The sequence below is a fragment of the Caulobacter sp. X genome (assembly GCF_002742635.1).
GTDB lineage: Bacteria > Pseudomonadota > Alphaproteobacteria > Caulobacterales > Caulobacteraceae > Caulobacter.
On the sequence record NZ_PEGF01000002.1, the window covers coordinates 1,422,035 to 1,434,849 of the forward strand.

At 68.0% G+C, this 12,815-nt stretch carries 13 protein-coding genes and 1 pseudogene; 5 read left to right on the top strand and 9 right to left on the bottom strand.

What is annotated here, in order from left to right; genetic code table 11:
* Positions 1-123: 123 nt before the first annotated feature.
* The gene (locus CSW60_RS19070; protein WP_099538745.1) at positions 124-1,035 is read left to right on the top strand and encodes an AraC family transcriptional regulator; all 912 of its coding nucleotides are present in this window, start codon (positions 124-126) and stop codon (positions 1,033-1,035) included.
* On the opposite strand, the gene CSW60_RS19075 is transcribed toward CSW60_RS19070, so the two are convergent.
* The 4 genes from CSW60_RS19075 to CSW60_RS23745 form a co-directional block, all read right to left on the bottom strand.
* Positions 980-1,807 carry a hypothetical protein gene (locus CSW60_RS19075; RefSeq protein WP_099538746.1) on the bottom strand — a complete coding sequence of 276 codons (828 nt, stop codon included), beginning with the start codon at positions 1,805-1,807 and terminating at the stop codon, positions 980-982. The genes CSW60_RS19070 and CSW60_RS19075 overlap by 56 nt on opposite strands.
* Positions 1,808-1,820: 13 nt before the next feature.
* A complete protein-coding gene (gene ilvN / locus CSW60_RS19080) occupies positions 1,821-2,378 on the bottom strand; it encodes an acetolactate synthase small subunit (RefSeq protein ID WP_099538747.1) in 558 nt (185 codons plus the stop codon).
* 29 nt (positions 2,379-2,407) lie between these two features.
* Complete coding sequence (locus CSW60_RS19085) at positions 2,408-4,216, bottom strand: acetolactate synthase 3 large subunit (protein WP_099538748.1); 1,809 nt, start codon at positions 4,214-4,216, stop codon at positions 2,408-2,410.
* Between the two features lie 101 nt (positions 4,217-4,317).
* Positions 4,318-4,365, bottom strand: a complete 48-nt coding sequence (locus CSW60_RS23745; protein WP_193852718.1) for a hypothetical protein — start codon at positions 4,363-4,365, stop codon at positions 4,318-4,320.
* Positions 4,366-4,538: 173 nt separating this feature from the next.
* Here CSW60_RS23745 and CSW60_RS19090 point away from each other — a divergent pair, with 173 nt between their 5' ends.
* Positions 4,539-5,627, top strand: coding sequence for a serine hydrolase (locus CSW60_RS19090; RefSeq protein ID WP_099538749.1), 1,089 nt, complete (start codon positions 4,539-4,541; stop codon positions 5,625-5,627).
* Positions 5,628-5,630: 3 nt separating this feature from the next.
* On the opposite strand, the gene CSW60_RS19095 is transcribed toward CSW60_RS19090, so the two are convergent.
* Both CSW60_RS19095 and miaA read right to left on the bottom strand, forming a co-directional pair.
* The gene (locus CSW60_RS19095) at positions 5,631-6,116 is read right to left on the bottom strand and encodes a CinA family protein (protein WP_099538750.1); all 486 of its coding nucleotides are present in this window, start codon (positions 6,114-6,116) and stop codon (positions 5,631-5,633) included.
* Between the two features lie 112 nt (positions 6,117-6,228).
* On the bottom strand, positions 6,229-7,122 hold the full coding sequence (gene miaA, locus CSW60_RS19100) for a tRNA (adenosine(37)-N6)-dimethylallyltransferase MiaA (protein ID WP_099539188.1): 894 nt from the start codon (positions 7,120-7,122) through the stop codon (positions 6,229-6,231).
* Between miaA and serB the strand changes: the two genes are divergently transcribed.
* The 3 genes from serB to CSW60_RS19115 all read left to right on the top strand — a co-directional run bounded on the left by serB (position 7,103) and on the right by CSW60_RS19115 (position 9,832).
* Complete coding sequence (serB, locus tag CSW60_RS19105; RefSeq protein ID WP_201723091.1) at positions 7,103-7,981, top strand: phosphoserine phosphatase SerB; 879 nt, start codon at positions 7,103-7,105, stop codon at positions 7,979-7,981. The two genes, miaA and serB, sit on opposite strands and share 20 nt — an antisense overlap.
* Positions 7,978-8,643, top strand: coding sequence for an HAD family phosphatase (locus CSW60_RS19110; RefSeq protein WP_099538752.1), 666 nt, complete (start codon positions 7,978-7,980; stop codon positions 8,641-8,643). Before serB ends, CSW60_RS19110 begins: the two co-directional genes overlap by 4 nt.
* 79 nt (positions 8,644-8,722) lie before the next feature.
* The gene (locus CSW60_RS19115) at positions 8,723-9,832 is read left to right on the top strand and encodes an Mrp/NBP35 family ATP-binding protein (protein ID WP_099538753.1); all 1,110 of its coding nucleotides are present in this window, start codon (positions 8,723-8,725) and stop codon (positions 9,830-9,832) included.
* Between the two features lie 61 nt (positions 9,833-9,893).
* On the opposite strand, the gene CSW60_RS19120 is transcribed toward CSW60_RS19115, so the two are convergent.
* The 3 genes and pseudogenes from CSW60_RS19120 to CSW60_RS24155 form a co-directional block, all read right to left on the bottom strand.
* A complete protein-coding gene (locus CSW60_RS19120; RefSeq protein ID WP_099538754.1) occupies positions 9,894-11,195 on the bottom strand; it encodes an outer membrane protein transport protein in 1,302 nt (433 codons plus the stop codon).
* 224 nt (positions 11,196-11,419) lie between these two features.
* Positions 11,420-12,325, bottom strand: coding sequence for an SDR family NAD(P)-dependent oxidoreductase (locus CSW60_RS19125; RefSeq protein ID WP_066680862.1), 906 nt, complete (start codon positions 12,323-12,325; stop codon positions 11,420-11,422).
* Positions 12,326-12,670: 345 nt separating this feature from the next.
* A pseudogene (locus CSW60_RS24155) lies at positions 12,671-12,751 on the bottom strand (hypothetical protein); the annotation flags it as partial.
* Positions 12,752-12,815 lie beyond the last annotated feature (64 nt).

Consider the following 12,815-nt stretch of genomic DNA (forward strand, 5'->3'; position numbering starts at 1 on the left):
GGGACGTCCAGTCGGTAGATCGATGCTCCGGCATGATTGCACGATCCTCCGGAACCGAACGCCGTCGCGTGACGGAGGATCGTGCAAGGCTTACAAATGGCCTCGTCCGCACAAGGAAAAGCCATGAGTACGCGCGAGGCGCTCGCCGCCCTGATTGAACGATTCACGCCGGAGGAAGGGCCGGTCGACACCTGCTGCCCCAGGGTCAACCTGTATCGCCTGTCCCAGCCCAGCGAGCCCAATCACGGCCTTCACGATCCGTCCTTTTGCGTTCTGGCGCAGGGGCGCAAGCGCGTGACCGTGGGCGACGCCATCCACGAGTATGACGAACGCAACTTCTTCCTGTCCTCGATCGACGTGCCGGTCACTGGCCAGGTCGTCGAGGCCTCGCCGGACAAGCCGTATCTCAGCTTCCGGATCGTGCTGGACGCCAAGCTGATCAGCGAGATGATCATGGAGACCGGCCTGGCCGCGCGCCTCGACGCGGTCGCGCCGCTGGTGGGCGGGATGTCGGCTGGCGCCATGACGCCCCAGCTGTTCGACGCCGTTCACCGGATGGTCTCGCTGCTGGACACGCCCGAGGATGTGGCGGTGATGGCGCCGTTGATCGAACGCGAGATTCTCTATCGCCTGTTGACCGGCCCGCACGGGCCGCGTCTGGCCCAGATCGCTCGCCGCGACAGCCGCTTGCGCCAGATCAACCGCGCGATTGGTTGGATCAAGCGCAATTTCGACCAGCCGTTCAGCATCGACGTCGTCGCCGAGGAGGCGCGGATGAGCCCTTCGGCGCTGCACCAGCATTTCAAGGCGGTCACCTCGCTGTCGCCGCTGCAGTACCAGAAGCAGATCCGCCTTCAGGAAGCCCGCCGCCTGATCCTGGTCCAGCGGCTGGACGCGGCGACGGCGGGTCACACCGTCGGCTACGACAGCCCCTCGCAGTTCAGCCGCGAATACGCCCGCCTGTTCGGCGCGCCGCCCCTCAGGGACGTGGCGCGGCTTCGGGAGCAGCCGGAGATGGCGGCGGCGGGAGCGTAGCGGCCGGAGGCGGGCTGGTCTGGCCTGGGATCAGACGACCGCCGGACTGGATCAGCGCCGCGTAGGCGCCGGCTTGCCGCGAGAAGTCCGCGCCTCTTGGGAAGATCGCGTCGAAGCGCGGGTCCCGCCCGATCGTTGGGCCCAAGGCCGTCGTGAGAATCCTCGCGATCGAACCGACCTCGGCGTCATCGCAAGCGCGCCGCAGTTGGCGAGCCTGGCCAGGGATGAGCAGGGTGACGTCCCAGGAGACGCCATCGACGCACAACGCCGAAACCGCTCCGCCGCCATAATCGACGATGACCGAGCGGGGCTGGCTCCAGACGGGATCGGCGGCGACGGATCTCAACGTCTCGGCGGACGCCCGGTCGAGTTCGGCGTTGATGTCGACGCGGCGGGCGATCTCCGGCGCGCAGCAACCTAGGCCGGCGCGCGCCTGGACGAAGGCGCGTCCGTCGTCGCGCAGCGTGAGGCGGGTGACGGCCTGACGGACATCGCCCGCGGGTCTCGCCCAGACTTCGAGGATCAGTTCGCCCTTGCGCAGGACTTGGCTCTGCAGCGGCTGCAGGCCCCAGAGCCGGTAGAGCAGGGGCTCGACGCCGTGATCGATCGGGATCGGCCGCTCAGCCTTTCCGAGGCGACGGCCGTAGAGCGGCTCGACCTCGGACGAGGGACGCTGGACCTTGGGAGACCACCAGGCGGCGGGATCGGGCGGCGGCGGGGCCTGCTGGGCCGCGAGGGCCAGCCCCGCGATCACTCCGGTCAGGCCGCTCATCCGCCCATCTCCGCTACATGCCCTCGACGCCCCGTTCGATGGAAAGGACGCCGGTGCGGGAAAGTTCCACCAGGCCCAGGGGGCGCATCAGGTCCAGGAACTTGTCGATCTTGGACGGCGCGCCCGAAATCTCGAACACGAAGCTCTCCAGCGTCGTGTCGACCGGCTTGGCGCGGAAGATCTCGGCGATGCGCAGGGCCTCGACGCGGTCGACGCCCGAGCCGCGCACCTTCACCAGGGCCAGCTCGCGCTCGACGCCGTTCGGGTCGCGGGTCACGTCGTGGACGCGGCGGACGTTCACGACCTTGTTCAACTGGGCCTCGATCTGGTCCAGCACCTGGCGGGTGCCGCGGGTCACCACGGTGATGCGGCTGGTGTGGGCCTTGCGGTCGGTCTCGGCGACCGTGAGGCTTTCGATATTGTAGCCGCGCGCGGCGAACAGGCCGACGACGCGATGCAGCACACCCGGCTCGTTGTCGACGAGCAGGGCGAACGTCGCCGTCTGTTCGACTTGCTCGTTGGGGCTGAGGTCGTAGGCCGAGGCCGGGGCGGGTTGGGTGTTCGTGGTCATGTTGCTCTTCTTCTAACCCGTTCCGCGGCTTAGACCAGCCGGCGACCGTCTTCGTCGATGACGCTACCCAGGTCCTCGACCTCCTCGGGCAGGATCATCTCGTTGTGCGCCTTGCCCGACGGGATCATCGGCAGGCAGTTCTCGTGCTTCTCGACGCGGCAGTCGAAGATCACCGGCTTGTCGCTGTTGATCATCTCCAGGATCTTGGCGTCCAATTCGGCGGGATCGTCGCAGCGGATGCCGTGAGCGCCATAGGCCTCGGCCAGCTTCACGAAGTCGGGCAGGCTGTCCGAGTAGGAGTGGCTGTAGCGTTCGCCGTGCAGCAGCTGCTGCCACTGGCGGACCATGCCCATCCATTCGTTGTTCAGGATGAAGATCTTGACCGGCAGGTCGAACTGGATCGCCGTCGACAGCTCTTGGATGCACATCTGGATCGAGGCTTCGCCGGCGATGTCGACGACCAGGCTGTTCGGATGGGCCAGCTGCACGCCCAGGGCGGCGGGCAGGCCATAGCCCATGGTGCCCAGGCCGCCGGAGGTCATCCAGCGGTTCGGCTCCTCGAAGCGGAAGAACTGGGCGGCCCACATCTGGTGCTGGCCGACCTCGGTCGTGATGTAGACGTCCTTGTCCTTGGTCAGCTCGTACAGGCGCTCGATGGCGTACTGCGGTTTGATGACCGTGTCGGACGCGCCGTACTTCAGGCATTGGCGCGCGCGCCACTGATCGATCTGCGCCCACCAGTCGGTCAGGGCGGCCTTGTTGGGCTGCAAGTTCGCGGCCTTCCAGGCGGCGACCATGTCCTCGAGCACCGAGGCGGCGTCGCCGACGATCGGCAGGTCGACGCGGACGTTCTTGTTGATCGACGATGGGTCGATGTCGATGTGGATCTTCTTCGATCCCGGCGAGAAGGCGTCCAGGCGGCCGGTCACGCGGTCGTCGAAGCGGGCGCCGACGCAGATCATCACGTCGCAGTCGTGCATGGCGTTGTTGGCCTCGAACGTGCCGTGCATGCCCAGCATCCCCAGCCAGGCTGGATCGGCCGCCGGGAAGGCGCCCAGGCCCATCAGGGTCGAGGTGACCGGCGCGCCCGTCATGGCCGCGAACGCCCGCAGCGCCTCGCTGGCCTTGGGGCCTGCGTTGATGACGCCGCCACCGGTGTAGAAGATCGGACGACGCGCGCCGGCGATCATCTTGACGGCCTCGGCGATGCGGCCGGCGTCGCCCTTGACGCGCGGCGCGTAGGCGTGGGTCGACTGGACCTCTTCGGGGGCCAGATACTCGCCCTTGGCGAACTGGACGTCCTTCGGAATGTCGATCAGCACCGGGCCGGGGCGACCGGTGGTGGCGATCTTGAAGGCCTCATGGATGATCTGGGGCAGGTCTCGGACGTCTTTGACCAGGTAGTTGTGCTTGGTGCACGAGCGGGTCATGCCGACCGTGTCGGCTTCCTGGAAGGCGTCGGTGCCGATCAGGTGCGTTGGGACCTGCCCGGTGATGACGACCATCGGAATCGAGTCCATCAGGGCGTCCATGATGCCGGTGATGGCGTTGGTCGCGCCGGGGCCCGAGGTCACCAGCACGACGCCCGGCTTGCCCGAGCTGCGGGCGTAGCCTTCGGCGGCGTGGGTCGCGCCCTGCTCGTGCCGGACCAGGATGTGCTGCAGGCGCGGCTCGTGGAACAGCGCGTCGTAGATCGGCAGGACCGCCCCGCCCGGATAGCCGAACAGCACCTCGACCCCTTGGTCCACGAGGCCGCGAACCACGATCTCGGCGCCGGTCATGGCGCGATCGCTGGTCTGGGCGGGAGCCTGGCTCTCGATGGTCTGGTGGGCGGTCATGGGACAGATCCGGTGGGAAGCGGGAAGGGAGTAGGTGGAAAAGAAAAAAGGTCCCGAAGGACCTTTGCGCGCGCGACCGAACTACGGCGTGACTTCTAAGGTCACGTCGCGGACGGCCGCTCCATAAGTACGATCATGGTTTTGCGCACGAGTCTTGCTCCAAAGCTACAGAATGGGTGATCGCATGCGAGCGTTAACCCGTCAAGGCGCGCATTGCCGCAAGGATGTGCCTTTCTGGGTGGGCGTGACCTTACCGCAGTTTCACGTGACAGGGGCAGGTTTTCCCCCTCACCGTCGCGCTTCCGCAATCGAGGAGCGTTCAGTGTTCGGTCGGCGCGAATTTCTAGCTGGAGCCGCGGCGCTGGGCGTCGCCACCAAGTCGTCGTCGGCGGCGCTTTCGGGCGGCGCGGCCGACAAGGCGGTGGACGCCTTCCTCCAGGCTCAACCGTTCCAGGGCGTGGTTCTGATCGGCAAGGCCGGCAAGCCGGTCTATTCACGCACCGTGGGTTTCGCCGACATCGAGGCCAAGCGACCGGCCACCCTGGACACGCCCTATCTGATCGCCTCGATATCCAAGTGGCTGACCTCGATCGCCTTGCTGCGCCTGGCCGAGGCCGGCAAGCTGGATCTGGACGCGCCGATCATCCGCTGGCTGCCCGACTACCGCGCCGACACCGGCGGCAAGGTCACTCTGCGCCAGCTGATGAGCAATATCAGCGGCGTCCCTAACGGCTTCACGCCCTGGACCAAGGCCAATCCGGATCCCGACCTCTTCACGAAGACCTTCACGACCGCGCAGGCCGTTAGGCTGTGGTGCTCCGGCGACCTGATCTTCGAGCCGGGGACGAAGTTCGACTACCAGATGACGAACTGGATCATCGTCACGGCGATCATCGAGGCCGTCACCGGCAAGACCTACGCCCAGGCGATGACCGAGCTGGTGCTGACGCCGCTCGGCCTTTCGCGCACCTGGACCTCTGACCCGTCGGACATCGCCGTCTCGTACGTGACGGCCGAACCGCCGACGCGCAAGCCGATGCAGCGCTTCCCGTTCATGGCCGCCAGCGGCGGCTTCGTCAGCACGGCGGGCGACCTGCTGAAGGCCGCGCACGCGGTCTTCGACGGGGGCTTCCTGCCGCCGGGGCGCGAGCGCGAGCTGCTGACCGTCAACTGGCCCGAGCAGAACTACGCCCTGGGCGGGCGGGTGAAGACGCTGTTCACCGACGGCATGCCGCGCGCCTTCGCCTGGGAGACGGGCAATGCGGCCGGCTATCGCTCGGTGCTGGGCCACAGGTTCGACGACCAGACGACCGTCGTGCTGCTCAACAATACCAGCCTGAGCCAGAAGGCGATGGACGCGCTGGCCTACGCCCTGTTCGCGACCATCCCGCCGTGGGTGGTCTCGGCCTGAGGCTCAGGCCTCGAGGGTCTTGGCCAGCAGCGCCAGCGCGGCCGCCGCGAACGCCTGCATGTTGGCGGGACGCTCGGCCGAGCCAGTCTCCAGCGTGGCGGTGACCGAGGTCTCTTCGCCGACCACGGCCATGCAGCAGTGGCCGGGCGCGTCGCCATAGCGATTGCCGTCGGGGCCGGCGGCGCCGGTTTCCGACAGGCCCCAGGTGGCCTTCAGGTTCTTGCGGGCCACGCGCGCCAGCAGCTCGGCATAGGGCTCGCTGGCCGAGCGCAGGCCGTCCATGGCCTTCTGCGGAATGTCCATCAGGGTCAGGCGGGCCCGGGCGGTGTAGACGACCGCGCCGCCGACATAGAACTTCGACGCGCCGGGCACGGCCAGCAGCGCCGCCGAGATCAGGCCGCCGGCTGAGGACTCGGCGATGGCGACAGTCTCGCCTCGGGCGATCAGGCGTTCGGCGACGCGTTCGGCGAGGGCGGCAAGGTCGGACATCGGATTTCCTCGGGCTGTCGATCCTCTCCTTAGGGGGAAGTGGCGGGCGCGCAAACACCGATCCGCCAACCGACTGCGGTGAAGCCCCGACCGCCCGGAGGCGCCGCGCGGGTCACGGAGCGCTGATCCGCTCCCAGTCCGGCGTCTGGTTACGGAACCAGGTCAGCTGGCGCTTGGCGTAGCGGCGGGTCTCCTGCCGCGCGGCTTCCAGCGCCTGGTCGAGCGTGGTCTCGCCGCGCAGATGGGCGGCGAACTCGCGATAGCCGACGGCCTTGAGGGCCGGGAGGGACGGGTCCAGCCCGCGCGCCTCCATCGCCCGCACTTCTTCCAGCGCGCCTTGCTCGAGCATGACCGCGAGGCGCGCGTCGCAGCGGGCGTAGAGTTCGGCGCGCGGCGGATCCAGCACCAGACCCTTCCAGCTTCCAGGTTCTAGAGCGGGCTTGGTGTCGGTCTGCCACGCGGTCAGCGACTTGCCGGTGGCGATGGCCACGGCGTGGGCCCGGACCAGGCGCTGGCGATCGCCGACCTCGATGCGGGCTTCGGCCTCCGGATCGAGCGGCTTCAGGATCTCGCGAAATTCCGCCTCGCCCCGCGCGGCATAGAGCAGGCCGGAGATCTCCCGCTGGGTCTCGGGCACCGGCGGCACGTCGGCCAGGCCGTGGGTGAGGGCGCGGAAATAGAGTCCCGTGCCGCCGACGACGATGGCTGGGTTTCCGCGCGCGGCAATCTCGGAGAGCGCGGCGGTCGCGGCCTCCAGCCAGCGTCCGACCGACCAGCCGACCGCCGCATCGGCGACGCCGAACAGGTGGTGTGGGGCGCGGGCGACTTCCTCGGGCGAAGGGCCGGCGGTCAGCACGCGAAGGCCGGCGTAGATCTGCATGGAGTCGGCGTTGACGATTTCGCCGCCGATCCGTTCGGCCAATTGCAGCGCATAGGCCGACTTGCCGCTTGCGGTCGGGCCCGCGATCAGCCAGATGCGGGGCGCGATGTCCGAACTCTCCACCATGCCGACCGTCCTCACCATCGTGGGGGCAAGCCCCGACGCTTACGCAGAAGCCGTTTCGCGCGTCGAACGCCTGCTGTCCAGCCACCGCGAGGATCTGGGGCCGCTGGCCGCCGACGTCTTCGTCAATAGCGGCGATCTGGAAGCTGTGAAGGCTGGGTTCGCCGAGCTGGCGATCGACTTCGCCATCCAGCCGGTCGAGAACCGCAAGAAGCGCCTGCTGATCGCGGACATGGACTCGACGATCATCAACGTCGAGTGCCTGGACGAACTGGCCGATTTCGCGGGCGTGAAGGCCCAGGTCTCGGAGATCACCGAGCGGGCCATGCGCGGCGAGCTGGCCTTCGAGGGCGCGTTGCGCGAGCGGGTCGGCATGCTGAAAGGCCTGTCGGTCGATGCGCTGCAGAGCTGCTACGACCAGCGGGTCCAACTGAACCCCGGCGCGCGGACCCTGGTCACGACCATGGCCCAGCACGGCGCGCGCTGCGCCCTGGTCTCGGGCGGCTTCACCTTCTTCACCAGCCGCGTGGCGCAAGCGGCGGGCTTCCACCTGAACCGGGCCAACACCCTGATCGAGCAGGGCGGCGCCCTGACGGGCGAGGTCGGCGACCCGATCCTGGGCAAGGAGGCCAAGCTGGCCGCCCTGCGCGAGGAGACGGCGGCCCTGGGCCTGACGCCGGCCGACGCCCTGGCGGTCGGCGACGGCGCCAACGACCTGGCGATGATCGAGGCCGCGGGCCTGGGCGTTGCCTACCGCGCCAAGCCGATCGTGGCGGCGCAGGCCGACGCCAAGGTCGATCACACCGACCTGACGACCTTGCTCTACTTCCAGGGCTACAAGGCCGAGGAGTTTGTTTCGTGAGCTTCCCTCGCCGCGTCGACGCCGTGGTCTTCGACATGGACGGCCTGCTGCTGGACACCGAGATCGTCTATCGCGCGGCGATGATCGAGGCGGGGACCGTCTTCGGCGTTCAGTTCACCGGCGAGACCTACGCCTCGATGGTCGGCAAGACCAATCCCGAGTGCGGGGTGATGCTGCGCGAGCTCTATGGCGAGACCTTTCCGGTCCAGGCCTATTTCGAGCGGGTCTGGTCCGACGTGGAGGACCTCCTGGAAGCCGAGACGAAGCTGAAGTCCGGCGTGGTCGAAATTCTCGACTACCTTGATGATCGCGGCCTGCCGCGCGGCATCGCCACCTCGAACGGCATGGCCGCCGTCGAGCGCTATCTGGGGCGCTTCGACCTGCTGCACCGGTTCAACGCGGTGGTCGCGCACCATGACGTGGCGCGTCACAAGCCCAACCCCGATCCCTACCTGTTGGCGGCGGAGCGCATCGGCGTCGATCCCCGCTACTGCCTGGCGCTGGAGGACTCGCACCCCGGCGTCCGCGCCGCCCACGCGGCCGGCATGATGACGGTGATGGTGCCCGACATCCTCGATCCCAACGAGGAGATGCACGACAAGTGCGTCCACATCGCCGACAGCCTGCATCACGTGATGGACCTCTTGAAGGCGTCGGTCTGAAGCCTCCGAAGCCGGCCCGCTCTTGTAAAAGCCGGGCGCGGCGCGGATATGAGGGCCCGCAACACGAGGCCTGACTGACGTGACCGGCGTAACCCCCGCTACCCTCGACGACGCCCGCGCGGCGCTGGACCGCATCCTCGACCCCGTCAGCGGGCGAGGGCTGGTGGCGGCCGAGCTGGTGCAGGGGCTGGTGGTCCGCAATGGCCGCGCCGGCTTCATGCTGGAGGTCCCCGCCAGCCAGGCCGCGACCTATGCTCCGGTGCGCGAAGCCGCCGAGAAGGCCCTGGCCGCTCTGCCCGGCGTCGACGTCGCCCAGGTCGTGCTGACCGCCCAGGCCGCCGAGGGCGCGACCCGGGTCCGCAAGGGCGCCAAGGTCTCCGAGGACCCGCAGGCCCGCATGGTCCCGCCGCCGGAAGCCGAGAAGCCGGCCCATGTCCGCCACGTGATCGCCGTGGCCTCGGGCAAGGGGGGCGTGGGAAAGTCCACCGTCTCGACCAATCTCGCCGTCGCCTTCGCCCAGATGGGCCTGCGCGTCGGCCTGCTCGATGCCGACGTCTACGGCCCCTCGGCGCCGAAGATGATGGGCGTCGACGGCGACCCGCTGTTCGAGAACGAAAAGCTTCAGCCGCTGGAAGCCCATGGCGTCAGACTGATGTCGATCGGCTTCATCGTCGACGAGGGCAAGGCGATGATCTGGCGCGGGCCGATGGCCTCGTCGGCGGTCCGCCAGATGATCCACGACGTCGCCTGGGGCTCGGAGAAAGAGCCTCTCGACGTGCTGGTCGTCGACCTGCCGCCGGGCACCGGCGACATTCAGCTGACCCTGGTCCAGAAGCTGCGGATCGACGGCGTGGTGCTGGTGACCACGCCGCAGGAGATCGCCCTGATCGACGCCCGCCGCGCGGCGGTGATGTTCGAGAAGACGGCGACGCCGATCCTGGGCCTGATCGAGAACATGGCCTTCTTCGCCGATCCCTCGACCGGCGCCCCGATCCCGATCTTCGGCGAGGGCGGCGGCGTGGCCGAGGCCGAGCGGCTGAAGGTTCCGCTGCTGGGCCGCGTGCCGATCGAGATGGGCGTGCGGATCGGCGGCGACGAGGGCGTTCCCGCCGTCATCGGCGAGCCCAAGGGCCAGGCGGCTCAGGTGTTCGTCGGGGCGGCGAAAGCGCTCTGGAAAGCCGTCGGATAGGCCACGAAAAAGCCCGCCCGGATCGCTCCGAGCGGGCTTTGCCTTTTGAGCGTCGCGCGCCTTAGAAGGTCAGGCGGGCGCCGGCCGAGAGCACCACGCCCGACCCCGTCGCATTGGCCTTCAGGGCCGTCGCCGTCGCGGCGGCGGTGCCGGCGTAGAAGACGTCGCTGCGGTTGATGGCGCTGTCGTCGAAGTCGATATAGGTCGCCGCGACGTCCAGCTTGAGGTTCGACTTGGCGGCCCAGGTCGCGCCGGTCGAGTACATCATGCGGTCGCCGTCCGGCACGCGGGCGGTGCGGCCGACGTCCGGCGTCGGGGTCGGATCCTTCTGCACGCCGGCGCGCAGCGTCAGGCGGGGGCTATACTGGTAGTCCACCCCCACGGCGATCGTCGTGACGTCCTTGTAGTTCTGCGGGATCACGGTCGTGCCCGTCGAGCGGGTGACGCGGATCGCGTCGAACTCGCTCCAGCCGATACGGTTGACCGAGGCGTTCAGGGTGGTCTTGGGCGTGACCGCCCAGCGGCCGCCGATCGTGGCGATCCACGGCGTGGTGATCTCGGCCTCGCCGTCGAACGAGCCGTTGCTGGCGGCCAGCAGGCTCGCCAGGCCGGACACGTCGATATTGCCCTTCAGGGTGTGCTTGATCTTGGAGCGGTAGCTGGCGCCGAAGGTCAGGGTCGAGGTCGGGTGATACTGGGCGCCGGCGCTCCAGCCGTAGTCCCAGCCGTCGCCGGTCAGGGCCTGGCGGCCGGTGTCGGCCAGCAGCGGCGAAATCTGCGGCAGGGCGTTGGTCAGGTTTGCGTCCATGTACTCGGCGCTGAGGCCGACGCCCAGGTCCAGCTTGTCGCTCAGGCGATAGGCGAGCGTGCCCTGGATATCGACCGAGGTCAGGCGGGACTTCAGGGCGTCATAGCGCGCGACGCTGGTCGAGCTGTACTTGGTGGTGAAGTTGTACGGGGCGGCGGTGGACAGGCCGACGACGATCTTGTCGTTCAGGCGCCAGGCGCCGCCGAGGTTCGGCACGAGGCCGTTGAGCAGCGGATTGCTGGCGCGGCTTTGGCCGGAGATGGCGGCCGTCGGCTGGCCCGGGCGTGTGATGGTCGAGCCATTGTTGGCGGCTTCGGAGTTGATCAGGATGCCGTGCAGCCCCGTGTAGACTTCGCCCCGTTCGACCCGGGCGATCGAGGCCGGGTTCCACCACAGGCTGGCCACGCCGGTGTCGGCCACTTCGCCCGAATAGGCGCGGCCCGCGCCGCGAACGGATTGTTCCTGGATGTAGAACGCCGAGGCCGAGGCTTGGGTGGCGGCGGCGAGGGTCAGGAGGGCGACGCCGGCGGCGAGGCGGTTACGCGTAAAAGACATGAGACTGACGACCTTGTTAAATTTCTAGGCTCGCCGATCACCCGACGGCGCCTTTGAGCGCCGCTTTAACGCACCTCGAGGAAGAATGTTGCTCTAAATTGATCGAAGCGTGAATTTTGTCAGTTTCGTTAAAGATCTGGGGTCGCAAGGACCCCAGATCAATCATCGTTATGTCAAAACTATGCCTTTAGCCTGACAATTGAGACGGATTGCTTCCGCCAACGTCAACCGCCCGCCATTTTTCGGAAGAACTTCTGACCTTGCTCGCCGCCGTTGAAGTAAGCCTTCTGGCCGGCCTCGTCGGTGATCTTGTCCCAGCTGTCGCGCACCTCTTCGGCCGACAGGCCGCCTTCGCCCAGATAGACGCCCTCGGTCTCGTATATGCGCGAGAGCGCGAAGGCGCCGGCGCCGGCGGTCAGGATCGCGCCGGTGGGGGCCTCTTCCGAGCAGAGGTAGACAACGCCCGGCGTGACATATTCCGGCGCCAGCTTGGCCAGCACCTCGGGCGGCATCAGGCCTTCGGTCATGCGGGTGGCCGCGACCGGGCTGATGGCGTTGATCTTCACGTCGTTCTTGGCGCCCTCGAGCTTGAGGGTGTTCATCAGGCCCAGCACCGCCATCTTGGCCGCGCCGTAGTTGCTCTGGCCGAAGTTGCCGTACATGCCCGACGACGAGGTCGTCACGACGATGCGGCCGTAGTTCTGGGCCTTCATGATGTCCCAGACCGCCTTGATCGGCTTGAAGGTGCCGAACACGTGCACCTGCATGACCAGCTCGAAGTCGGCCAGCTCCATCTTGGTCAGGGTCTTGTCGCGCAGGATGCCGGCGTTGGCGATCAGGATGTCGATGCGGCCCCAGGCGTCCATGGCCTGCTTGACCATGTGGGCGACGCCGGCGTCGTCGGTCACGGACGAGCCGTTGGCGATGGCCTCGCCGCCGAACGCCTTGATCTCCTCGACCACCTTCTGCGCCGCCTCAGACGAGCCGCCCGAGCCGTCGACGCTGCCGCCCAGGTCGTTGACGACCACCTTGGCGCCGCGACGCGCCAGCTCCAGGGCGTGCTGTCGGCCAAGCCCGCCGCCGGCGCCCGTCACGATCGCCACCTTGCCGTCGAAGCGGATGTCCGCCATGCCCAAGTCTCCCTCAAACGCGTGTTTGGTTTGGCCGTGTTGTGCGGCGCGGGACAGGGGAGGTCAAGGGGAGGCTCCTCCTCTAAATCCTCCCCCCAGCGGGGGAGGTGTCCGCGAAGCGGACGGAGGGGGAAGTCCTGCTGAGCTTGTCTCTTCCCCCTCTGTCGTCGCTGCGCGCCGACACCTCCCCCGCTGGGGGGAGGATTTAGGCGCGTCACCGCCGCTTCACGCGGTCGCCCGCTGAAGGGATGGAAAGGGACGCGGAGCGCCGGACGACGTCCGGAGGTTTGAGTAGTAAATACCGTTTCGACGAAGCCCGACGCTCCGCGCGACCGTTATCCGCCAGCGTCCCGTCGGGTGGCCCTGTTCAGGCCTTACCGGGACCTGGGCGCTTCCGTTTCCAGAAGACCCAGCGGTCGAAGAGGACGGGCTTCCAGCCAGACACGCCCTTTTGCCTTCAACCACGCCAACGGCGGGCGGGTCTGGCCAG